Here is a 22,063-nt window from a genome sequence, read left to right as displayed (position 1 = left end):
CAATGACGCTTCACTCTCTTGAGTTCAGGGATATTCGAAGCAAGCATTCACACAAAACCGTTAACGGAGAGATAGCGAAGCGGTCGAAAGACATGTGCGCATCACGTTAGAGCTTCCCGGCAAGGGGAAGCGCCTTCAACGCCAGCTCCTTCAACCCAGCTCCTTCAACATTGTCGTGGCGTGGCCGAACCCGAAGACAGGCCGCAATATGCCGGCCGAGGAGGTCGATTGCGCCTTGAAACCTTGCCGCTCGTAGAGCGCCCGGGCGCGGGGATTGCCGTCGATCACATCGAGGCGGACCCGGCTCAGACCGGACGCCGCCGCATGCCGCTCTATGGCCGCCAGCAGCGCCGTGCCGATGCCGAGACCTCGGGCCCGCGCCTCCACGAAGATCCCGTCCATGAGCAGCGTATTCTCGTCACATGACCGCTCCAGCGCGCCGGCAAGCGCCGCCCGGACAAGGCCCCCCAAAATTCCGTACGCCTTGACCATGCTCGCGAAGGAGCCGCCCACGAAGGCGCCGCTGGGCGTCTTGAAGCCCGCGGCGCCGAGGAAGCGATTGTCGCTGGAAACCGCGCTGACGGCGTAATCGGGGTCCATCACCTGCCGGATGAAGGCCGTCGCCTTGTCTCGAGGCCCGAGCGGATAGCGCAGCTTGCGCGAGAAGGCCTCCCAGTAGCCGGCGACGGCTTGCTCCCGGTGTTCGGGGCGGAGCCCCGCTTCTATCCGGAACCTGGATCTTTCCACCTCTGCCCGCCCCATTGGCCTTGTCTGTCTATCCAGCAATATGGGTACGAAGGGGAGGGCGTGCAATTGAAGCGGCGGCGAATCCGGCAGGCCTTCGGAACCGGCATTGCCGCGTTGGCCGCCGCCGCCGTTTTCCTGCCATTGTAAGATCGCGGCCTCAGCCGATAGTCGTAAGAGTCCATCGCATTCGCGGTGAACGATCCCCCAGTCGTGTCATGATCCTACCCGCTGCGGCGCACGGCCTGCCGAAAGCCGGCCCCTACAAGACGCCATCGATCGGCCAGTTGCCTTGGCACGGGTGGCCTTGGCACGGGTGACCTTGGCACGGCACGCCGGGGTTCTTGATCGTCGGCCGCGACGCCTTCGTCCCCGGCTCAATCGAGAAGATTTGTAGATGGGTCGCAGCCCGCACGCCGCTTGGAAGGCCGAGGGATCGAACCCTCCCGGCAATCTCGCGGGACTCTTCTTGGAAATGGCGGAGAGGGAGGGATTCGAACCCTCGGTACGCTCGCGCGCACAACGGTTTTCGAGACCGCCCCGTTCAACCACTCCGGCACCTCTCCGCAACATCGAGGCGCGGCGGGGGCCTGAGCCGGTCCCGCCGCGAACGGCGCGCCCTTACTAGCGAAGCGCCGCCGCCCTGGCAAGGGCCGCCTGACGCCCCGCGCCTCGGCGATAATGCGCAGGGCGCTGGGACCTCGTATAATGGGTCCCATGCCGCACCGTACCCCAGACACCGCCGCCGGACGAAAGGACCTGCGGGAGATTCCGCTTCATGCGGTGGACGGGCCGGGCGACCTGCTGCGCCTGGAGCCGGCCCGCCTGGCCGCGCTGCTCGCCGCCGCCGAGCGGCGCTACCCCCGGGCCGGAATCGCGCTGGCCGACCACCTGTCCCGGCGCTGGCTGGAGCGCAGCGCCAATCCCTATCTGGCGGAGATCGGACAGGTGGCCGCCGCGCTGGGCCGGCCCGGCGCCCACTTCCTCAACATGAGCTACGAATGGGCCTGCACCTGCAGCGTCGGCCCCACCGCCGACGGCCGCGCCAGCCGCCTGACCCGGGTGCTGGACTGGCCCTTCGAGGGCCTGGGCGCCGAGCTGGTGGCGGCCCGCCAGCGCGGTCCCGCGGGGGAGTGGATCAACATCACCTGGCCGGGCTTTTCCGGCAGCATCCAGGGCCTGGCGCCCGGCCGCTTCGCCGCCGCCTTCAACCAGGCCCCCCTGCGCCGGCGCAGCCCCAGCAAGGCCGTCGACTGGGCCTGCGACCGCTACGGCCTGTGGCGGTCCCGCGCCCTGCCCCCGGCGCATCTGCTGCGCCGGGTCTTCGACGAGGCCCGCGACTTCGCCGCCGCGAAGGCCATGCTGGCGGAGACGCCGCTGGCCCTGCCGGCGATCTTCTCCCTCGCGGGCTGCGGCCCTGACGAGCAGGCGGTGATCGAGCGCCTGGAAGACCATGCGGTCGTGCACCAAGGCCCGCAGGTGGCGGCCAACCACTGGAACGCCGCCGAAATGCCCCGGGCGCGCGCCCGCGGCACCGTCTCCGACCGCCGCGCCGCGGTGATGCGCGACCAGGCCGCGGCGGCGGGCCCCGACCTGGCCTGGCTGCAGCCGCCGGTGCTCAACCCCACCACCCGCCTCGCCCTCTACGCCGAGCCGGCCGGCGGACGCCTGGTTGCCCAGGGCTTCGAGGCTGGGTGTTTCGAGGCTGGGGGTTTCGAGGCCGCCGGTCCGGACCGGGCCGTCGCGGCGACGACGGTCACCGAGATCGCCTGTTAACCCTTTCCGGATGCCGTCCGCCGCCGGGTGCAAGACGCCCGGAAGGCGGGCCGCCAAGGGCCCGGAAAGAGGCGCAAAATAAGGCCAGAATCGCGTTGACAGGGCGGGCGTGAGGGCTATAGTGCGCGCCCATCGACCGTGGCTCCCTGGGCCGCGGCGCTTCATTTTGGGCCTTCCCGGCGGCGGCATCCGCGCCGGAAGGTCTCCAAAGGCTAGAAATTCGGCCGAGAATTAGGCGAGCCCGCGAAAATGTTTGCAGTGATCAAGACCGGCGGCAAGCAGTACAAAGTCGCTAAGGACGACGTGATCGTCGTCGAGAAACTGAATGGCGAGACCGGCGAGGTCGTGGCCTTCGATTCCGTGCTGATGGTCGGCGAAGGCGCCGAGACCAAGGCCGGCGCGCCCTTCGTCGAGGGCGTCTGCGTGGCTGGCGAGGTCATCGAGCAGACCCGCGGCGACAAGGTGCTGGTCTTCAAGAAGAAGCGGCGCCACAACTACCGCCGCACCGCGGGCCATCGCCAGGATCTGACGGTGGTGAAGATCACCGACATCCTGACCGACGGCAAGAAGCCCGCCGCCAAGCCGAAGAAGGCTGCCGCCCCGAAGACGGAAGAGGGCGAGGCCGAAGCCAAGTCCGAGCCGAAGAAGGCCGCCGCCAAGAAGCCGGCGGCGAAGAAGACCGCGACCAAGAAGGCGGCCGGTTCCGAGACCGGGGCGAAGAAGGCGGCTGCCAAGAAGATCGCGACCAAGAAGGCTCCCGCCAAGAAGGCCGCGGCCAAGAAGAAGGACGACTAAGCCATGGCACATAAAAAGGCTGGCGGCAGTTCACGCAACGGACGCGATTCCGCCGGACGCCGCCTCGGCGTCAAGAAGTTCGGTGGCGAGGCCGTGGTGCCCGGCAACATCCTGGTGCGCCAGCGCGGCACCAAGTTCCATCCGGGCCGCAACGTGGGCCTGGGCAAGGACCACACCATCTTCGCCAAGATCGAAGGCGCGGTGACGTTCGAGACCAAGCGCGGCGGCCGGACCTATGTGTCCGTCGATGCCGCTGGGCAGCCGTCGCCGAACGCCGCTGAATAAAACGCCGGTGGGCCCCACCGGGCGCCCATCTGCTAGCAGCCGAGACGAAGGAGGGAGATGGGTCGCCATCTCCCTTTTTCTTTGCCCTCTTCTCCTTGGGCTCGGCAGGAAAGTACTTTTGAGATGACCGTCCGACTGGACACCGAACACCTGATCCTGCGGCCCTTCGAGGCCGAAGACGCCGAGGCCGTCCAGGGCTATGTCGGCCTCTGGGAAGTGGCGCGCATGACCTCGCGTATCCCCCACCCCTATCCGCCGGGCGCGGCGGCGGAATGGATCGCCGGCCACCAGAGCCAGCGCGACAGCGGCCAGGAACACACCTTCTGCCTGGTCCTGAAGGGGGCGAACGACCAGCCCATCGGCGCCGCCTCGCTGCGCTTCCTGGAGAAGGGCAACTGGGAGATCGGCTACGTGCTGGCGCCCGACCATTGGGGCCGCGGCCTCGCCACCGAGGCGGCCAAGGCCCTGGTCGTCCTCGGCTTCGAGAAGTTGGGGGCCGAGGCCTTGCAGTCCGGCCACTTCGCCGACAATCCCGCCTCCGGCCGGGTGCTGGAGAAAACCGGCTTTGCCGCCAACGGCATCGCCCGGCAGTGGAGCGAGGCGCGCCAGGACTTCGTCGACTCCAACCGCTTCCTGCTGACCCGCGAGACCTGGGAGAAAGCACGCCGAGCCGCGGCCGGCGGGAACCCGGAGCCAGGGTCGTGAAGTTCCTCGACGAAGCCAAGATATTCCTCAAGAGCGGCGACGGCGGCAACGGCTGTATGTCCTTCCGCCGCGAGAAGTACGTCGAGTTCGGCGGTCCCGACGGCGGCGACGGCGGACGCGGCGGCGACATCGTCTTCGAGGCGGTGGACAGCCTCAACACCCTCATCGACTTCCGCTACCGCCAGCACTTCAAGGCGCCGCGCGGCGAGGGCGGCAAGGGAAAGAACATGACCGGCGCCGCCGGCAAGGAACTGGTTATCAAGGTGCCCGCCGGCACCCAGGTGATGAGCGAGGACAAGGAGACGGTGCTGGCCGACCTGACAGAGACGGGCCAGCGCCTGGTCTTCCTGAGGGGCGGCGACGGCGGCTTCGGCAACACCCGCTTCAAGTCTTCCACCAACCAGGCGCCGCGCCGCGCCGACCCCGGCTGGCCGGGCGAGGAAATGTGGGTCTGGCTGCGCCTGAAACTGATCGCCGATGCGGGCCTCGTCGGCCTGCCCAATGCCGGCAAGTCGACCTTCCTGTCCGTGGTCTCCCGCGCCAAGCCCAAGATCGGCGACTACCCCTTCACCACCCTGCACCCCAACCTGGGCGTGGTGCGGATCGGCGAGAGCGAGTTCATCGTCGCCGACATCCCCGGCCTCATCGAAGGCGCTCACGAGGGCAGCGGCCTGGGCGACCGCTTCCTGGGCCATATCGAGCGCTGCGGCGTGCTGCTGCATCTGATCGACGGCACCCAGGAGGACGTGGTCGCGGCCTACCGCACCATCCGCGAGGAACTGGCGGCCTACGGCGGCGGCCTGGAGGAGAAGACCGAGGTCATCGGCCTCAACAAGGTCGACGCCCTGGACGAAGAGGAACGCGCCGAAAAGCAGGCGGCGCTGGAGAAGGCGTCCAAGGAACATGGGGGCGGCACCGAGGTGCTGTGCCTCTCCGGAGTCTCGGGCGAGGGCGTCGACGCGGTCCTGGCGAAGCTCCTGACCCACATCGAGGCGGAGCGGCTGAAACGCGCGGAAGACGAGCCCGCGGAAGAAGGCTTCCGGCCATGACCAGCCTGCCCGACCAGGGCCATCACCCCGCCCTTGCCGAGGCGCGCCGCCTGGTGGTGAAGATCGGCTCGGCCCTGCTGGTCGACGACGACGGCCAGATCCGCCGTCCGTGGCTGGACGCGCTGGCCGACGACGTGGCGGCGCTGATGAAGCGCGGCTGCGAGGTGCTGCTGGTCTCCTCCGGCGCCATCGCCGTGGGGCGGCGCCACCTGGGCCTGACCCACAAGGCGCCGCGCCTGGAGGAAAAGCAGGCGGCGGCGGCCACCGGGCAGATCCGCCTGGCCCACGCCTACCAGGAGTCCCTGGCCCGCCACGACATCACGGTGGCGCAGATCCTGCTGACCCTGGAGGACACCGAGGAGCGGCGCCGCCACCTCAACGCCCGCTCCACCCTCAACACCCTGCTGCGCCTCGGCACCCTGCCGGTCATCAACGAGAACGACACCGTCGCCACCACGGAGATCCGGGTCGGCGACAACGACCGCCTGGCCGCCCGCGTCGCCGCCATGCTGGGCTGCGACAGCCTGGTGCTGCTCTCCGACATCGACGGGCTGTACAGCGCCGATCCACGGCAGAGCCCGGAGGCGGCCTTCATCCCCGAGGTCGCCGAGATCACGCCGGAGATCGAGGCCATGGCCGGGGTCGCGCCGACCGGCTATTCCTCCGGCGGCATGGTCACCAAGCTGACCGCGGGCAAGATCGCCACCGGCGCCGGCTGCCGCATGGCGATCGCCGACGGGCGGCGCCTGCATCCCTTGAAGGCCGTCGACGAGGGCGCGCGCTGCACCTGGTTCCTGGCCTCGGTGGAGCCGCGCACGGCACGCAAGCGCTGGATCGCCGGCAGCCTGAAGCCCAGCGGCAGGCTGGTCGTCGACGCCGGCGCCCTGAAGGCGCTGAAAAGCGGCAAGTCGCTGCTGCCCGCCGGGGTCACCGCCGTGGAGGGCCGCTTCGAACGCGGCGACGCGGTGCTGGTCTGCGACCCCGCGGGGCAGGAGGTGGCGCGCGGCCTGGCCGCCTATTCCGCCGCCGACGCACGCCGCATCCTGGGCCACAAGAGCCGTGAAATCGAAGCCATTCTCGGCTACCGTGGCCGGGAAGAGCTGATCCACCGCGACGACTTGGTGGTATCCTAACAGCCTGAAGTTATTGCCTTAAACGGGAGAACCGAGCCATGCCCGCCGAAGCGGCCCTCAAGCAGGAAGACCTCCAGAGCACCATGACGGCGCTCGGCGGGGCGGCCCGCGACGCCGCCGCCAGGCTGGCCCTGGCCGACCCGGAGACCAAGACCCGCGCCCTGAAGGCCGCCGCCGCGGCGATCCGCGCCGGGGCCGACAGGATCGCCGCCGCCAATGCCAAGGATATGGCCGCCGCGCGCACCAAAGGCCTGACCCCGGCCCTGCTGGACCGCCTGGAACTGACGCCCGAGCGCATCGAGGCCATGGCCAAGGGCGTCGAGGAGGTGGCCGAGCTGCCCGACCCCGTGGGCCGCGTGCTGGCCGAGTGGGAGCGCCCCAACGGCCTGAAGATCGCCCGCGTCTCGGTGCCGCTGGGCGTCATCGGCATCATCTACGAAAGCCGGCCCAACGTGACCGCCGACGCCGGCGCGCTGTGCCTGAAATCCGGCAACGCCGCCATCCTGCGCGGCGGCTCCGAGAGTTTCCATTCCTCCGGCGCCATCCTGGACTGCCTGCAGGCCGGGCTGAAGGAAGCCGGCCTGCCCGAGGCCGCCATCCAGCGCATCCCCACCACCGACCGCGCCGCCGTCGGCATCCTGCTGACCATGAGCGACGACGTGGACGTCATCGTGCCGCGCGGCGGCCGGGGCCTGATCGAACGCATCCAGCGCGAAAGCCGCATCCCCGTGTTCAGCCACCTGGACGGCATGGTCCATACCTATGTACACAGCGCCGCCGATCCGGAGATGGCCTTGAGCGTCGTGGTCAACGCCAAGATGCGGCGCACCGGCATCTGCGGGGCGACCGAGACCCTGCTGATCGACGCGGCCCTGGCCGACACCCTGCTGCCCAAGCTGCTGCAAGCGCTGCATCAGGCCGACTGCGCCATCCGCGGCGACGCGGTGGTGCGCCGGGTCATGCCGGAAGCCGAGGCGGCGACGCCCGAGGACTGGGACACCGAGTACCTGGCGCCGATCATCGCGGTGAAGGTGGTCTCCGGACTGGACGAGGCCATCGCCCACGTCAATGCCCACGGCTCCCACCACACCGAGGCCATCGTCACCGGGGACGCCGCCGCCGCGGCCCGCTTCATGAACGAGGTGGACGCCGGTATCGTGATGCACAATGCCTCGACCCAGTTCGCCGACGGCGGCGAATTCGGCATGGGGGCCGAGATCGGCATCTCCACCGGAAAGATGCACGCGCGCGGCCCGGTGGGCGCGGAGCAGTTGACCAGCTACAAGTATAAGGTGCAGGGCCAGGGCCAGATCCGGCCCTAACCCGGGACACCGGCACCGTCCGGCGACACCTTAAACCCGGCCGCCGGAAGCGACGGAGGGGTTTGTACGTTGACATATCTTCTGTGGCCTATTTAGCTTGCCAATTTGGAGAAGGCGCGATATTGCGCCCATGCCGAAGTCAAGACAGCACGTCAAATTCGGCTACTGCAGGGAGACTATTTAATGAACAAAACGCTTAGCACGACCGCGCTCGGCCTGATTCTGGCCGCCAGCGTGACCGCCGCCGCCGAGGCGAAGACCCTGGTCTTCTGCTCGGAAGGCAGCCCGGAGGGTTTCAACCCCTCGCTGTACACCGCCGGCACCACCTTCGACGCCTCCTCGCGCCAGGTGTTCAACAAGCTGGTCGAGTTCACCACCGGCACCACCAACATCGAGCCGGGCTTGGCCGAGTCCTGGGACGTCTCCGACGACGGCCTGGAGTACACCTTCCACCTGCGCAAGGGCGTGAAGTGGCAGACCACCAAGGCCTTCACCCCGTCGCGCGACTTCAACGCCGACGACGTGGTCTATTCCTTCGCCCGCCAGTGGGACAAGAACCATCCCTACCACGGTGTGTCCGGCGGCGCTTACGAGTACTTCAACGGCATGTCGATGCCCGACCTGATCAAGGACATCGTCAAGGTCGACGACTACACCGTGAAGTTCGTGCTCAACCGCCCCGAAGCGCCGATGATCGCCAACCTGGCGATGGACTTCGCCTCCATCCTCTCGGCCGAGTACGCCGACAAGATGATGGACGCCGGCACGCCGGAGAAGGTCGACCTGGAGCCGGTCGGCACCGGTCCCTTCCAGCTCGTCGCTTACCAGAAGGACGCGGTGATCCGCTACAAGGCGCACCCGGACTACTGGCGCGGCAAGGCGGACATCGACAATCTGATCTTCGCCATCACGCCGGACGCCAGCGTGCGCTACCAGAAGCTGAAGGCCGGTGAGTGCCATGTGATGCCCTACCCGAACCCGGCTGACATCGAGGCCATGAAGGCGGATCCGGATGTCAACCTGTTGCAGCAGGAAGGCCTGAACGTCGGCTACCTGGCCTACAACGCGTTGAAGCCGCCCTTCGACAACCCGGCGGTGCGCAAGGCTCTCAACCTGGCCATCAACAAACAGGCCATCATCGACGGCGTCTTCCAGGGTGCGGGTAAAATCGCCAAGAACCCGATTCCGCCGACCATCTGGTCCTACAACGAGGCCACGGTCGACGACGCCTACAATCCGGACACCGCCAAGGCGCTGTTGAAAGAAGCCGGCGTCACCAACCTGAAGACCAAGATCTGGGCGATGCCGGTGCAGCGTCCCTACAACCCCAATGCCCGCCGCATGGCTGAACTGATCCAGGCCGACTGGGCCGCCATCGGCGTCGAGGCGGAGATCGTCAGCTACGAGTGGGGTGAGTACCTGGAGCGCTCCAAGAGCAAGGACCGCGACGGCGCGGTGCTGCTGGGCTGGACCGGCGACAACGGCGATCCCGACAACTTCCTGGCCGTGCTGCTGGGCTGTGACGGCGTCGGCGGCTCCAACCGCGCCCAGTGGTGCCACAAGCCCTTCGAGGATCTGATCCAGAAGGCCAAGACCGTGAGCGACAACGACAAGCGGACGGATCTCTACAAGCAGGCCCAGATCGTGTTCAAGGAGCAGGCCCCTTGGGCGACCATTGCGCACTCGGTCGTCTTCAAGCCGATCCGCAAGGAAGTGAAGAACTTCAAGATCGACCCCTTCGGCGGTCACGTCTTCTACGGCGTCGACATCGAAGAGTAATCCGAGCGTAGAAGTAAGCCGAACGGGAGGAGCCAAAAGCTCCTCCCGTTCGCGCATCGGCACCAGACCAGGATTTCATGCTCCGCCTTCTCGTCACCAAACTCGCGCAGCTGATTCCGACCTTCTTCGGCATCACCGTGCTGTCCTTCGCCTTCATCCGGCTGTTGCCCGGCGATCCGGTGACGCTGCTGGCCGGCGAGCGCGGCGTGACGCCCGAGCGCCACGCCGAACTGATGACCCAGCTCGGTTTCGACAAGCCGATCTGGCAGCAGTATCTCCTCTATGTTGCTGACATCTTCCAGGGTGACCTCGGCAAATCCCTGGTCACCAAGCAGCCGGTGCTGCAGGAGTTCTTCACCCTCTTTCCGGCGACGCTGGAGCTGTCCTTCTGCGCCATCATCTTCGCCACCGTCATCGGCCTGCCCGCCGGTATCATCGCCGCGGTGAAGCGGGGTTCCTGGTTCGACCACACCCTGATGGGCGTCGCGCTGACGGGCTATTCCATGCCGATCTTCTGGTGGGCGCTGATCCTCATCATCCTGTTCTCTACGCCGCCCTTATCGTGGACGCCGGTGTCGGGACGCATCGACATTCTCTACTTCTTCGACCAGCCCACCGGCTTCATGCTGATCGACAGCCTGCTGTCCGGTGAAAAGGGCGCCTTCCGGTCGGCGCTCAGCCACCTGATCCTGCCGACCATCGCGCTGGGCACCATCCCCTTGGCAGTCTTCGCACGCCAGACCCGCTCGGCCATGCTGGAAGTTCTGGGCGAGGACTACGTGCGCACGGCGCGCGCCAAGGGTCTGGCGCCCTGGCGGGTCATCGGCCTGCACGCGCTGCGCAATGCGCTCATCCCGGTCATCACGGTGATCGGCCTTTCCGTCGGCGTGCTGCTGGCGGGCGCCATCCTGACCGAGACCATCTTCGCCTGGCCGGGCATCGGCAAGTGGATGGTCGATTCCATCTCGCGGCGCGACTACCCTTCGGTGCAAGGCGGCCTGCTGTTGATCGCGGCCATCGTAATGATCGTGAACATCGCCGTGGAACTGCTCTACGGACTCATCAACCCGCGTATCCGGCACCGGCGCTAGGGGGAAGAACATGACGGCTCAAGACCCCTCCGTTCAGGCGTCCGGCGCACGGCGCAACATCCGCGCAGAGCGCCTGCGCGAGTTCTGGCATTACTTCTCGGAGAACAACGGCGCCGTCGCCGGACTGGCCGTTGTGGTGGTGCTGATCCTGCTCGCCGTCTTCGCCGACGTTGTGGCGCCGCATTCGCCAATCCATCAATACCGTGGTCACTTTCTCGTACCCCCGGTGTGGATGGAGGGAGGTTCCTGGGAGTTCATCCTCGGCACCGATGCGGTCGGCAGAGATATCCTCTCACGCCTCATTCACGGTGCCCGCTATTCCCTTTACGTCGGGTCCATCGTTATCGCCATCGCCTTCAGCGCCGGTATTACACTGGGCCTTATCGCCGGCTTCTTCCGGGGCACCACGGAAGTCCTCATCGCACGGGCAATGGACATCATCCTCGCTTTCCCGTCGATCCTGCTGGCCCTGGTGCTGGTCACCCTGCTGGGTCCCAGCCTGACCAACGCCATGATCGCCGTCGCTGTCGTGGTGCTGCCCCACTTCGTGCGCCTGACCCGCGCCTCGGTGATCTCCGAGAGCACCCGCGACTACGTGACCTCGGCCAGGGTCGCCGGGGCGCGCCTGCCGCGCCTGATGTTCGTCACCGTGCTGCCCAACTGCATGGCGCCGCTCATCGTGCAGGCGACCCTCAGCTTCTCCACCGCGATCCTCGACGCCGCCGCCCTCGGCTTCCTGGGTCAAGGCGCCCAGCCGCCGACCCCGGAATGGGGCGCCATGCTGGCCGACGCCCGCGAATTCATCACCCGCGCCTGGTGGGTGGTGACCTTCCCGGGCCTCGCCATCCTCATCACCGTTCTCGCCATCAACCTCTTCGGGGACGGGCTGCGCGACGCGCTGGACCCGAAGATGAAGCGTTCGTGAGGTTGGCATGAGCCTGCTCGAGATCCGCAATCTCTCGGTCGACTTCCAGACCGCCCACGGCCTGTTCCGCGCCGTCGATTCCGTCGACCTGGACATCGCCAAGGGCGAACTGGTCGCCATCGTCGGCGAGTCCGGCTCGGGCAAGTCGGTCTCCATGCTGGCGCTCATGGGCCTGCTGCCCTGGACCGCCAAGGTGACCGCCGACCGCCTGGCCTTCGACGGCCGCGACCTCCTGACCATGCCGCCCAAGGAGCGGCGCCAGATCATCGGCAAGGACATGGCGATGATCTTCCAGGAGCCGATGACCTCGCTGAACCCCTGCTTCACCATCGGCTTCCAGATCACCGAATCGCTGAAGACTCATATGGGCGGGTCGCGCGCCGAGCACCGGCGCCGGGCTATCGAACTGCTGGAGCTGGTCGGCATCCCGGCACCGGAGACGCGGCTTTCCGCCTTCCCCCACCAGATGTCCGGCGGGATGAACCAGCGCGTCATGATCGCCATCGCCATCGCCTGCAACCCGCGCCTGCTGATCGCCGACGAGCCGACCACGGCCCTGGACGTCACCATCCAGGCGCAGATCCTGGAGCTGCTGATCGAGCTGCAGCGCGAACGCGACATGGCCCTGGTGTTGATCACCCACGACATGGGCGTGGTCGCCGAGACCGCCCAGCGTGTCACCGTGCAGTACGCCGGCCAGCAGGTCGAAAAGCAGTCGGTCGAGGGCCTCTTCAACGATCCGCATCATCCCTACACGGCCGCCCTGCTGGCCGCCCTGCCGGAGCGCGCCACCTCCAAGCGCCTGCCGTCGATCCCCGGCGTGGTGCCGGGCCAGCTCGACCGGCCCGGCGGCTGCCTCTTCAATCCGCGCTGCGGCTTCGCGACGGATCGCTGCCGCCAGGAGGCGCCGGCCATCAACGGCGGCGCGCTGTGCCACTACCCGCTGAGCCACGGCGTGCCCCAGGGGCATCCGGGGGAACATCCCCAACGCCAGGGAGAAGACGCATGAGCGCCCCCCAGACGAAACGCCCCACAGGACGCCCGACCGGACGCCGGGTGCTCGAGGCCCGCGACCTGGCCCGCCACTACAAGGTCGGCGGCGGGATCTTCTCCGGCGGGGCGACCCTGAAGGCGCTGGACGGCGTCGGCTTCTCGCTGACCGCCGGCAAGACCCTGGCGGTGGTCGGCGAATCCGGCTGCGGCAAGTCGACCCTGGCGCGTCTCGTCACCCTGATCGAGCGGCCGACGGCGGGCCACCTGTTCCTCGGCGACGCCAACGTCACCCAGGCCAAGGGCGAGGAACAGCGCAAGCTGCGCCAGTCCGTGCAGATCGTCTTCCAGGACCCCTACGGCTCGCTGAACCCGCGCCAGAAGATCGGCACCATCCTGGAGGAGCCGCTGCTCATCAACAGGAAGATGTCGGCGGCCGAGCGCCGCGCGGCGGCGGAAGCCATGATGGCGCGCGTCGGCCTGCGCCCCGAGCACTACGAGCGCTACCCGCACATGTTCTCCGGCGGCCAGCGCCAGCGCATCGCCATCGCCCGCGCGCTGATGTTGAACCCGGACATCGTGGTGCTGGACGAGCCGGTCTCGGCCTTGGACGTGTCGATCCAGGCGCAGGTGCTGAACCTGCTGGCCGACCTGCAGGAAGAGTTCGACCTGGCCTACCTCTTCATCTCCCACGACCTCTCGGTAGTGCGCCACATCGCCGACGAGGTCATCGTCATGTACCTGGGCCGTCCGGTGGAACAGGGGCCGCGCGACGCCGTCTTCGCCAATCCGCAGCACCCTTACACCCGCGCCCTGCTGTCGGCCACGCCCAAGGCCGACCCCTCCCAGAGACGCCAGCGCATCAAGCTGTCCGGCGAGTTGCCCTCGCCGCTGAACCCGCCAGGCGGCTGCGCCTTCAACCCGCGCTGCCCCTATGCCAACGAACGCTGCCGCACAGAGCGCCCGTCCCTGCTGGCAACCGGCGGCACGACGGTGGCCTGCCACGCGGTGGAGGAAGGCCGTCTGGAGCCCGAACTCCCGGCCCAGCCCTCCGCCTAAGCCTCGCTTTTCTTTAGGACTTGTCTCCGGCGGCCGCCTGGTTTCTGATCCTGGCGCCATGAAACCGGACGTCGAAATGCCATGACCGCGCCGCTCCCCTGCCTGACCCCGGCGGAGCTTGGCGGCGAGTTGTCCGGGCAGCTGCCGCCGCCGGGCGCCCGCATCGGCCTGCTCGGCGGCTCCTTCAATCCGGCCCACGACGGGCACCGGGAGATCTCCCGCGAGGCGCTGACCCGCCTCGGCCTCGACCGGGTGTGGTGGCTGGTCTCGCCGCAGAACCCCCTGAAATCGCCCGCGGAGATGGCGCCCCTGGCCGAGCGCCTGGCCCGGGCCCGGGCCGCCGCCGGGGACCGCCGCATCCTGGTGACCGGCCTGGAGACCCGCCTGGGCAGCGCCTATACCGCCGACACCCTGCGCGCCCTGACCCACCTGCTGCCGCGGGTCCATTTCGTCTGGCTCATGGGCGCCGATAACTTAATTCAAGTTCATAAATGGCAGGACTGGCCACAAATCTTTAATACCCTACCCGTTGCGGTTTTCGACCGCCCCTCCTATTCTTTAAGAGCGTTGTCAGGTAAGGCGGCGCGTGCTTTTGCCCGGTACCGGCTGAAAGACAGCTCGGCGCGGCGCCTGGCGGAGGCGAGGCCGCCGGCTTGGGCTTTCATCCGTTGCCGCTTGAATCCCCAGTCAGCGACCGAAATCAGGGCCCGCGCGCCGCTGTCCCCGTCTTCTTTGGGGGTAACCGGCGGGCGACTGGCCCCCGGCGACCACAAAGAGGAGAATTAGGGTCATACTCCAAGAGACCAAGGCCCCCCGGGCCGACCTGCAGGACGCTCTCGCCCACAGCCGGCGCCTGCTTTCCGTAGTTCAGTCGTCCCTGGAAGACGACAAGGCGGACGACATCGTCGTCATCGAACTCGCCGACAAATCCAGCATCGCAGATTTCATGGTGATCGCCTCCGGCCGCTCGGCCCGGCAGGTCGGCGCCATGGCCGACCATCTGCGCGAGAAGCTGAAAGCCGAAGGCGTCCACGGCGTTGCCGCGGAAGGGCTGGAGCGTTGCGACTGGGTGCTGATCGACGGCGGTGACGTGATCGTCCACCTGTTCCGGCCTGAGGTGCGCAACTTCTACAATCTGGAGAAGATGTGGGGCGTGAACCTGGCGCCGGCCGGCAGCGAAGCGGAGCTGGGCGCACCGGTGAACTGACGCCTTAGGCAACTGACCCGGGCGAGCGAGAGACGGGCCGCGCCCGAGGGGCTGCCTGAGCCCGGTCAATCCTGGTGCAGGCGCCGGCCCGCGGTGCGGGGGGAAGGATGCGAATTACCCTGGCGGCCGTCGGCCGGAACAAGGCCGGCGCCACGAAGGAGCTTTACGAGCTCTACGCCGCGCGGCTGCGCTGGCGCATCACCCTGAAGGAAGTCGAGGAACGCCGGCCCCTGCCGGCCGAAGCGCTGAAGCAGCAGGAAGGCGAGCTGCTGCTGGCGGCGCTGCCGCAGGGTGCCAGGGTCATTGCCCTGGACGAAGGCGGCAAGGAGATGACCAGCCGCGATTTCGCCGCCCTGCTGGGGCGCTGGCAGGACGAAGGCGTGCAGGACCTGGCCTTCGTGATCGGCGGCGCCGGCGGCCTCTCCCGGGCCACGCGCCAGGCCGCCGACGTCATTCTTTCCTTGGGCCGCATGACCTGGCCCCATATGTTGGTGCGGGGCCTGCTGGCCGAGCAGCTGTTCCGCGCCGAGAGCATCCTCGCCGGACATCCGTACCACCGGGACTGAGCGCCCCCCCGGAGTTGACCGAGACAACCGAGCCGTCAGATTAGCACCATGACCGATACGAACGCCCATCCCGACAAGCCGCGCCCCGTGGTGCTGTGCATCCTGGACGGCTGGGGCCATCGCGAGAGCTGCGAGAACAACGCCATCTGCGAGGGGCCGACGCCGAACCTGGACCGCCTGTTCCAGGAGGAGCCGCACGCCCTGGTCGACGCCTCCGAAGGCGAGGTCGGGCTGCCCAGCGGCCAGATGGGCAACTCCGAGGTCGGCCATATGAACCTGGGCGCCGGGCGCGTGGTGATGCAGGACCTACCGCGCATCGACGCCGCCATCGCCGACGGCAGCTTCGCCGGGAACCCCGTGCTGAGCGAGGCCATCGCCAAGCTGAAGGCCTCCGGCGGCACCGCCCACGTCATGGGCCTGCTGTCGCCCGGCGGCGTGCACTCCCACCAGGACCAGATCGCCTATCTGGCCGAGACCCTGGCCGAGGCCGGCGTGCCGGTGGCGGTCCACGCCTTCCTGGACGGCCGCGACACGCCGCCGCGCAGCGCCCTCGACTATCTGAAGGACTTTCAGAAGAAGGCCCCCAAGGCGACCCTCGCCACCATCTCCGGGCGTTACTACGCCATGGACCGCGACAAGCGCTGGGCGCGGGTCGAGAAGGCCTTCGCCGCCCTGGTGAAGGCCGAGGGCGAGCGGGCCGCCGGCCCCCTGGCCGCCGTCGAGCAGAGCTACGCCGCCGGCACCTCCGACGAGTTCGTGCTGCCCACCATTGTGGGCGACTACGCCGGCATGAAGGACGGCGACGGCCTCTTCATGGCCAACTTCCGCGCCGACCGCGCCCGCGAGATCCTGGCCGCGCTGCTGGATCCGGGCTTCGACGGCTTCGACGCCGGCAGGCGGCCCGCCTTCGCCTGCGCCCTGGGCATGGTGGAGTATTCGACGGAACTGAACGCCTTCCTCACCACCCTCTATCCGCCGGAGGAGCTGACCCAGACCCTGGGCGAGATCGTCGCCGCGGCCGGCAAGAAACAGCTGCGCATCGCCGAGACCGAGAAGTACGCCCACGTCACCTTCTTCTTCAACGGCGGGCGCGAGGCGGTCTTCGACGGCGAGGAGCGCATCCTGGTGCCCTCCCCCGACGTCGCCACCTACGACCTGAAGCCGGAAATGTCGGCGCCGGAAGTGACCGACAGGCTGGTCGAGGCCATCGCCTCCGGCACCTTCGACCTGGTGGTCGTGAACTACGCCAACGGCGACATGGTCGGCCATACCGGCGATCTGGCCGCCGCCATGAAGGCGGTCGCCACCGTCGACACCTGCGTCGGCCGCCTGGCCGAGGCGGTGCGCGCGGCCGGCGGCTGCATCCTGCTGACCGCCGACCACGGCAACGCCGAGCAGATGAGCGACGAGACGACCGGGCAGGCACATACCGCCCACACCATGAACAAGGTGCCGCTGCTGCTGATCAACGGGCCGGAGCGCGCCCGCGACCTCGCCGACGGGCGGCTGGCCGACATCGCGCCGACGCTGCTGGACCTGATGGGCCTGCCCCGCCCCGGCGCCATGACCGGCCGCAGCCTCATCGGCCGCGGCGCGGCGCGCGGCGAGGCGGCCGCGGAATAGCCTTGAGCAGCCACCCCCAGCGGTATCGTGCCTGCCGGACTCTCTCCGGCGCCCTGCTGCCGCTGCTGCTTGCGCTGGGACCGTCGTTCTCCGCCGCGGCCCAGGACCGGAATCAGAACCTGGAAGAGCTGGAGCGCGCCCTGGCCGAGGACAAGGCGCGGGCCCAAGCTCTGGCCGCCGAGGCCGAAGCCCTGGCCACGGAGGTCGAGGCGCTGCGCGCCAAGGCCATCGCCGCCGCCAAGCGCGCCCAGGATCTGGAAAGCGAGATGACGGCGACCGAGCGCCTTCTGGAGGATTTGAAGGCGGAGGAAACCGCCAAAGCCGCGGCCCTGGACGAAAGGCGCAAGCAGCTCGGCCGCACGCTCGGCGCCCTGCAGCGCCTCGCCCTGCAGCCGCCGGAGGCCGCCCTGGCGCGCAGCGAGACGCCCGTCGAGTCCGCCCGCGCCGCCCTGCTGCTGCGGGTCGCCATCCCCAAGCTGGAAGACCAGGCCGCCGCCCTGCGGGCCGAGCTGGGCGACCTGGCGGTGGTGCGCGCGCGCATCTCCATCGAACGCGACGACCTGGCCGCCGCCGCCGCTTCACTGGGCAGCGAGCGCGACCGCCTGACGGCGCTGCTGGGCCGCAAGTCCGAGCTGCAGGAAACCGCCGAGGCCGAGCGCAGCGCCGCCCAGCAGCGCGTCGCCAGGCTGGTCAAGGACGCCCTCGACCTGCGCGAGCTGACGGAGCGGCTGGAGGCCGAGTCCCGCGCCGCGGAGGAGCGCCGCCTGGCCGCCGCGCACCGCCGCCAGGAGCAGTTGCGCCGCGCCGCCGAGCAGGAAGCCGCCCGCCGCGTGGCCCTGGAACGGCAGCAGGCCGAAGCCGCCGCGCGCGCCGCCGCCAAGGCGCAGCAGGCGCGCGAAGCCGCCGAGGCCGCCTCACGGCAAGTTGAACAGGATAACCCACAGGTCGCCCGCCTGACCCGCCCGGCCTCCCTGCGCCCCTTTCCGGAGGCCGGGGCCAGCCTGACGGTGCCGGTGCGCGGCGAGGTCGTGCGGCTCTACGGGCAGGACAGCGATACCCCGGGGTCCACCGACAAGGGAATCTCCATCCGGGCGCGTCCGGGAGCCCAGGTGGTTGCGCCCTTCGACGGGAAAATCGCCTATGCCGGGCCGTTTCGCGGTTATGGGCTTATCTTGATCATCGACCATGGCGGGCGATATCATACGATATTGGCCGGTTTCGATCGGATCGACGCCGTGGTCGGGCAGTGGGTATTGGCCGGCGAGCCGGTCGCGCGGATGGGCGACACGGCAGGCAGCAGCCCGGAGCTGTACTTGGAACTCCGCCGCACAGGGCAGGCCATCAATCCGCTCCCCTGGTTGGCGACAAACGACGACAAGGTGCGAGGTTAATGCGCAAACTCCAGATCGCGGCCATCGTTGCCGCCCTCCTGATCGCTGTGCCGCAGTTTTCGCCGGCGCAGGAAAACTCGTCCGACACCTACCGGCAACTGAAACTGTTCAGCGATGTCTTCGAGCGCGTGCGCGCCGACTACGTCGAGGAAGTGACCGACCAGCAGCTCATCGAGTACGCCATCCAGGGCATGCTCTCCACGCTCGATCCGCACTCCAGTTACCTGAACGCCGAATCCTTCGGCGACATGCGGGTGCAGACCAAGGGCGAGTTCGGCGGCCTGGGTATCGAGGTCACCATGGAAAACGGCTTCGTCAAGGTGGTCTCGCCGATCGACGACACCCCGGCCTTCCGCGCCGGCGTAAAGCCGGGCGACTTCATCACCCACCTGGACGGCGAGCCGATCCTGGGCCTGACTCTGAACGAAGCGGTTGAGAAGATGCGTGGCCCGGTGAACACCGACCTGACGGTGACCATCCGCCGCGAGAGCCAGGAACCCTTCGACCTGACCATCACCCGCGACGTCATCAAGATCCAGTCGGTGCGCAACCGTATCGAGGACAACGTCGGCTACATCCGCGTCACCACCTTCAACCAGCAGACCATGCCGGGCCTGGAAAAGGCCTTCACCGAGATCAAGGCCGAGGCCGGCGGCGACCTGCGCGGCTACATCGTCGACCTGCGCAACAACCCCGGCGGCCTGCTGGATCAGGCGGTCGAGGTCTCCGACGCCTTCATCGAACAAGGCGAGATCGTCTCCACCCGCGGCCGCGTGGCCGAAGATTCCCAGCGTTTCAACGCCACGCCGGGCGACCTGGCCGACGGCCTGCCGGTGGTGGTGCTGATCAACGGCGGTTCGGCCTCGGCCTCGGAGATCGTCGCCGGCGCCCTGCAGGACCATCGCCGCGCCATCGTCATGGGCACCCGCTCCTTCGGTAAGGGCTCGGTCCAGACCATCATCCCGCTGGGCCTCAACGGCGCCATGCGGCTGACCACGGCGCGCTACTTCACGCCCTCCGGCCGCTCCATCCAGGCTCTCGGCATCGACCCGGACATCCTGGTCGAGCAGGCCACGGTAGAGCAGGCCGAGGCGGCGCGCCCCGGGCGCCGCGAAGCCGACCTGCGCGGCGCGCTGACCAATCCCAACGAGCGGAACGGCGTCGGCGAGCAGCCCAGCGACGAGGCAGCGGAAGACAGCCATGTGCTCTCCGAGGCGACGGAGAAGGACTACCAACTGGCCCGCGCCTTCGACCTGTTGCGTGGCCTGGCGCTTTATAATCAGCGGGTCGTGAACTAAAAGGAAGGTTCACATTCGTTGATTCGGCGCGGAGTCGCGCCGCAAGAGGGGCCGGTACCACTTCGATGAAGCCACGTCGCCAATCAGCTTCGCGACGGCAGGGACGCCGCCTGGGCCCAGACCGCCGGTGCGGCGGGCACAGACGGCGCCCGGTCTGAGAACGGCCGGCCTTGGATAGCTTTCTCGCCAACCGAGGCCTGCTGCTGACCGCCTGGTTCGTCGTCCTGGCGGCCCTTGGCGGTGCCCTTGCCCTCGCCTTGTTGCAGCCGCCCCCGGCGCCCCGGACCGAGCCGGTGATCCTTGCCCTGCCCGGAGCGGGCGGCGCGGGAGCGCCGGACAGCGAGGAAGCGGCGGCGCGGCAGGCCGGCGCCGAAGCTCCCTTGCCGGCTCCCGGCCCCGAGCATTCCCCCGCGCCTTCCCCCGAAGCCGGCCCTGAAACGACGGCAGAAACGACGGGCGAGGCGGCGGGCGAAACGCCCCCCGAGGCGGGTAGCCCGCCGGTGCCGCCGCCGGCGGCGAAAGCGGCAGCCCCCGAGGACGAGCCGCGGGAAGCGCCCGAGACGGCGCCCGAGCAGGCCCCGGCCGCCGCCGCGGCCCCGCCGCGGCCCGAACCGGCGGCACCTGCGGAGACAGCGCCCGCAGAGGCGCCAGCCGCCAAGGACCAGGCCGGACCTCCGGCCGGCACTGCAGACGGCGGACAGCCCCCGAAGACGGAGAGCGCCCAGGCGGAGAGCGCCCAGGCGGCACCCGCCGCGGCAGAGCCCGCTCCCGAAAACCCCGCCCCCGAAAGCCCCGCCCCCGAAAGCCCCGCTGCCGGGAGTTCCTCATCCGGGAAAGCCAGCACCGAAGAGGCGGAGGCCGGAGAACCCGATTCGGGACAGGTCGCCGCGATCCCCGTCATCCCGCCGGCGCCGGAGCAGCTGCCCTATTGGGAACGCTACCGCCAGCCCTTCAACATGGCTGACGAGCGCCCGCGCATCGCCGTGGTGCTGACCGGCCTCGGTATCTCCGACGGTGCGACGGAAACAGCGATCAACAGGCTGCCGCCGGCGGTCACGCTCTCCTTCAGCCCCTATACCCGCGGGCTGGAGCGCTGGATCGCCCTGGCACGCTCGCGCGGCCACGAGGTCATGATCGACCTGCCGATGGAGCCCGCGACCTTTCCCAACGAAGACCCGGGCCCGCAGGGGCTTCTGGTGAAGCTCAGTGCCGAGGAGAACCTGGACCGGCTGGACTGGGTGTTGAGCCGCGGCAGCGCCTATGTCGGCGTCGCCGGCGCCCTGGGCTCGCGCTTCACCGCCTCGCGCAGCGCCATGGAACCGATCCTGCAGGACGTGAAGGCGCGCGGCCTGATCTTCCTCGACCGGCGCACGACGCAGGACTCGGTGGTGCCCGAGCTGGCGCGCGAGATCGGCCTGCCCAGGGCGATCAACAACCGCTCGGTCGACGAGCGCCAGGCCAGCCGGGTCGCCATCGACGCCCGCCTGGCGCAGATCGAGCGCATCGCGCTGAGCGAGGGCTATGCCGTCGCCATGGCCCAGCCCTATCCCGTCACTTTGGAGCGCCTGGCCGAATGGGCGACGGAGCTGACGGCGCGCGGCTACGTTATCGCGCCGATATCGGCGCTGGCCGATCAGCAGAAAACCTTCTGAGGACGCGCCCATGCCGAGCCCCGAGGAGATCGCCAAGCTGCCCTACCGGCCCTGCGTCGGCATGCTGCTGCTGAACGGCGACGACAAGGTCTTCGTCGGCCGGCGCATCGACACTGCCAGGGAGGGCGACAACATCTGGCAGATGCCCCAGGGCGGCATCGACGAAGGCGAGACCCCGCAGGAAGCCGTGCTGCGCGAGATGGAGGAGGAGATCGGCACCGCCAAGGCCGAGATCGTCGCCGAAAGCCGCCAGTGGCTGCACTACGACCTGCCCGGCCACCTGGTCGGCAAGGTCTGGAAGGGCCGGTACCGGGGCCAGAAGCAGCGCTGGTTCGCCCTGCGCTTCATGGGACGGGACTCCGACATCGACCTGGCGACCGAGCACCCGGAGTTCGACGCCTGGCAGTGGGTCGAGCTGGAGGACGTGCCGGGCCTGGTCATCCCCTTCAAGCGCGACACCTACCGCGCCGTGGTTTCGGAGTTCCGGGACCTGCTGGGACGGCGCTAGTCGGCTTTCAACCGACCTGGAGCCCACCCCCCTCCTAACCTCCCCCCATCAAGGGGGGAGGGAAAAGCAGAAGGCCAGGTCGGATTCACAGGGCCGGTGGATCGCCTTCGACAATTCCAGCCGACCCTGATCTGCTCGAGGCACAGCAAGTAGTCCCCTCCCCCT

General features: G+C 68.7%; 21 protein-coding genes and 1 tRNA gene. 20 read left to right on the top strand and 2 right to left on the bottom strand.

Going from position 1 to position 22,063, the window contains the following annotated elements:
* Positions 1 to 150 precede the first annotated feature (150 nt).
* Both AAFN88_RS04950 and AAFN88_RS04945 read right to left on the bottom strand, forming a co-directional pair.
* Positions 151 to 762, bottom strand: a complete 612-nt coding sequence (locus AAFN88_RS04950) for a GNAT family N-acetyltransferase (RefSeq protein WP_347518671.1) — start codon at positions 760 to 762, stop codon at positions 151 to 153.
* Between the two features lie 458 nt (positions 763 to 1,220).
* Positions 1,221 to 1,310: transfer RNA gene (locus AAFN88_RS04945), tRNA-Ser, on the bottom strand.
* 151 nt (positions 1,311 to 1,461) lie between these two features.
* Here AAFN88_RS04945 and AAFN88_RS04940 point away from each other — a divergent pair.
* The 20 genes from AAFN88_RS04940 to AAFN88_RS04845 all read left to right on the top strand — a co-directional run bounded on the left by AAFN88_RS04940 (position 1,462) and on the right by AAFN88_RS04845 (position 21,898).
* Positions 1,462 to 2,520, top strand: coding sequence for a hypothetical protein (locus tag AAFN88_RS04940; RefSeq protein WP_347518669.1), 1,059 nt, complete (start codon positions 1,462 to 1,464; stop codon positions 2,518 to 2,520).
* A 249-nt stretch (positions 2,521 to 2,769) separates the two neighbouring features.
* Positions 2,770 to 3,315 (top strand): 50S ribosomal protein L21, encoded by a 546-nt coding sequence (gene rplU / locus AAFN88_RS04935; RefSeq protein WP_347518668.1) that lies wholly within the window; start codon positions 2,770 to 2,772, stop codon positions 3,313 to 3,315.
* A 3-nt stretch (positions 3,316 to 3,318) separates the two neighbouring features.
* Entirely contained in the window at positions 3,319 to 3,600 is a 282-nt protein-coding gene (gene rpmA, locus AAFN88_RS04930) for a 50S ribosomal protein L27 (RefSeq protein WP_347518666.1), read from the top strand.
* 123 nt (positions 3,601 to 3,723) lie between these two features.
* The gene (locus AAFN88_RS04925) at positions 3,724 to 4,305 is read left to right on the top strand and encodes a GNAT family N-acetyltransferase (protein WP_347518664.1); all 582 of its coding nucleotides are present in this window, start codon (positions 3,724 to 3,726) and stop codon (positions 4,303 to 4,305) included.
* The gene (gene obgE / locus AAFN88_RS04920; protein ID WP_347518662.1) at positions 4,302 to 5,354 is read left to right on the top strand and encodes a GTPase ObgE; all 1,053 of its coding nucleotides are present in this window, start codon (positions 4,302 to 4,304) and stop codon (positions 5,352 to 5,354) included. The genes AAFN88_RS04925 and obgE overlap by 4 nt, the downstream gene beginning before the upstream one ends.
* Positions 5,351 to 6,487, top strand: coding sequence for a glutamate 5-kinase (gene proB, locus AAFN88_RS04915; protein ID WP_347518660.1), 1,137 nt, complete (start codon positions 5,351 to 5,353; stop codon positions 6,485 to 6,487). The genes obgE and proB overlap by 4 nt, the downstream gene beginning before the upstream one ends.
* A 38-nt stretch (positions 6,488 to 6,525) precedes the next feature.
* Positions 6,526 to 7,809 carry a glutamate-5-semialdehyde dehydrogenase gene (locus tag AAFN88_RS04910; protein ID WP_347518658.1) on the top strand — a complete coding sequence of 428 codons (1,284 nt, stop codon included), beginning with the start codon at positions 6,526 to 6,528 and terminating at the stop codon, positions 7,807 to 7,809.
* Positions 7,810 to 7,992: 183 nt separating this feature from the next.
* The gene (locus tag AAFN88_RS04905; RefSeq protein WP_347518657.1) at positions 7,993 to 9,588 is read left to right on the top strand and encodes an ABC transporter substrate-binding protein; all 1,596 of its coding nucleotides are present in this window, start codon (positions 7,993 to 7,995) and stop codon (positions 9,586 to 9,588) included.
* A gap of 77 nt (positions 9,589 to 9,665) precedes the next feature.
* Entirely contained in the window at positions 9,666 to 10,679 is a 1,014-nt protein-coding gene (locus tag AAFN88_RS04900; RefSeq protein WP_347518655.1) for an ABC transporter permease subunit, read from the top strand.
* A gap of 10 nt (positions 10,680 to 10,689) precedes the next feature.
* Positions 10,690 to 11,604: an ABC transporter permease subunit gene (locus tag AAFN88_RS04895; protein ID WP_347518653.1), complete on the top strand. Its 915-nt coding sequence runs from the start codon at positions 10,690 to 10,692 to the stop codon at positions 11,602 to 11,604.
* A 7-nt stretch (positions 11,605 to 11,611) separates the two neighbouring features.
* Positions 11,612 to 12,613, top strand: coding sequence for an ABC transporter ATP-binding protein (locus AAFN88_RS04890; RefSeq protein WP_347518651.1), 1,002 nt, complete (start codon positions 11,612 to 11,614; stop codon positions 12,611 to 12,613).
* The gene (locus AAFN88_RS04885; protein ID WP_347518649.1) at positions 12,610 to 13,653 is read left to right on the top strand and encodes a dipeptide ABC transporter ATP-binding protein; all 1,044 of its coding nucleotides are present in this window, start codon (positions 12,610 to 12,612) and stop codon (positions 13,651 to 13,653) included. Before AAFN88_RS04890 ends, AAFN88_RS04885 begins: the two co-directional genes overlap by 4 nt.
* Before the next feature lie 81 nt (positions 13,654 to 13,734).
* Complete coding sequence (locus AAFN88_RS04880) at positions 13,735 to 14,439, top strand: nicotinate-nucleotide adenylyltransferase (protein WP_347518648.1); 705 nt, start codon at positions 13,735 to 13,737, stop codon at positions 14,437 to 14,439.
* The gene (rsfS, locus tag AAFN88_RS04875; protein WP_347521632.1) at positions 14,435 to 14,860 is read left to right on the top strand and encodes a ribosome silencing factor; all 426 of its coding nucleotides are present in this window, start codon (positions 14,435 to 14,437) and stop codon (positions 14,858 to 14,860) included. The genes AAFN88_RS04880 and rsfS overlap by 5 nt, the downstream gene beginning before the upstream one ends.
* Before the next feature lie 107 nt (positions 14,861 to 14,967).
* Positions 14,968 to 15,426 carry a 23S rRNA (pseudouridine(1915)-N(3))-methyltransferase RlmH gene (gene rlmH, locus AAFN88_RS04870; protein ID WP_347518646.1) on the top strand — a complete coding sequence of 153 codons (459 nt, stop codon included), beginning with the start codon at positions 14,968 to 14,970 and terminating at the stop codon, positions 15,424 to 15,426.
* Positions 15,427 to 15,474: 48 nt separating this feature from the next.
* Positions 15,475 to 17,049, top strand: coding sequence for a 2,3-bisphosphoglycerate-independent phosphoglycerate mutase (gene gpmI / locus AAFN88_RS04865; protein WP_347518645.1), 1,575 nt, complete (start codon positions 15,475 to 15,477; stop codon positions 17,047 to 17,049).
* A 2-nt stretch (positions 17,050 to 17,051) separates the two neighbouring features.
* Entirely contained in the window at positions 17,052 to 18,440 is a 1,389-nt protein-coding gene (locus AAFN88_RS04860) for a peptidoglycan DD-metalloendopeptidase family protein (RefSeq protein ID WP_347518644.1), read from the top strand.
* A complete protein-coding gene (locus AAFN88_RS04855) occupies positions 18,440 to 19,738 on the top strand; it encodes a S41 family peptidase (RefSeq protein WP_347518642.1) in 1,299 nt (432 codons plus the stop codon). The genes AAFN88_RS04860 and AAFN88_RS04855 overlap by 1 nt, the downstream gene beginning before the upstream one ends.
* Positions 19,739 to 19,908: 170 nt before the next feature.
* A complete protein-coding gene (locus tag AAFN88_RS04850; protein WP_347518640.1) occupies positions 19,909 to 21,390 on the top strand; it encodes a divergent polysaccharide deacetylase family protein in 1,482 nt (493 codons plus the stop codon).
* A 10-nt stretch (positions 21,391 to 21,400) separates the two neighbouring features.
* Positions 21,401 to 21,898: an RNA pyrophosphohydrolase gene (locus tag AAFN88_RS04845; RefSeq protein WP_347518638.1), complete on the top strand. Its 498-nt coding sequence runs from the start codon at positions 21,401 to 21,403 to the stop codon at positions 21,896 to 21,898.
* Positions 21,899 to 22,063 lie beyond the last annotated feature (165 nt).

The sequence above is a fragment of the Pelagibius sp. CAU 1746 genome, from assembly GCF_039839785.1.
In the GTDB taxonomy this organism is placed as follows: Bacteria; Pseudomonadota; Alphaproteobacteria; order Kiloniellales; family Kiloniellaceae; genus Pelagibius.
The sequence above is the reverse complement of the archived record's forward strand: the minus strand, read 5'-3'. Positions and strand labels throughout refer to the sequence as shown.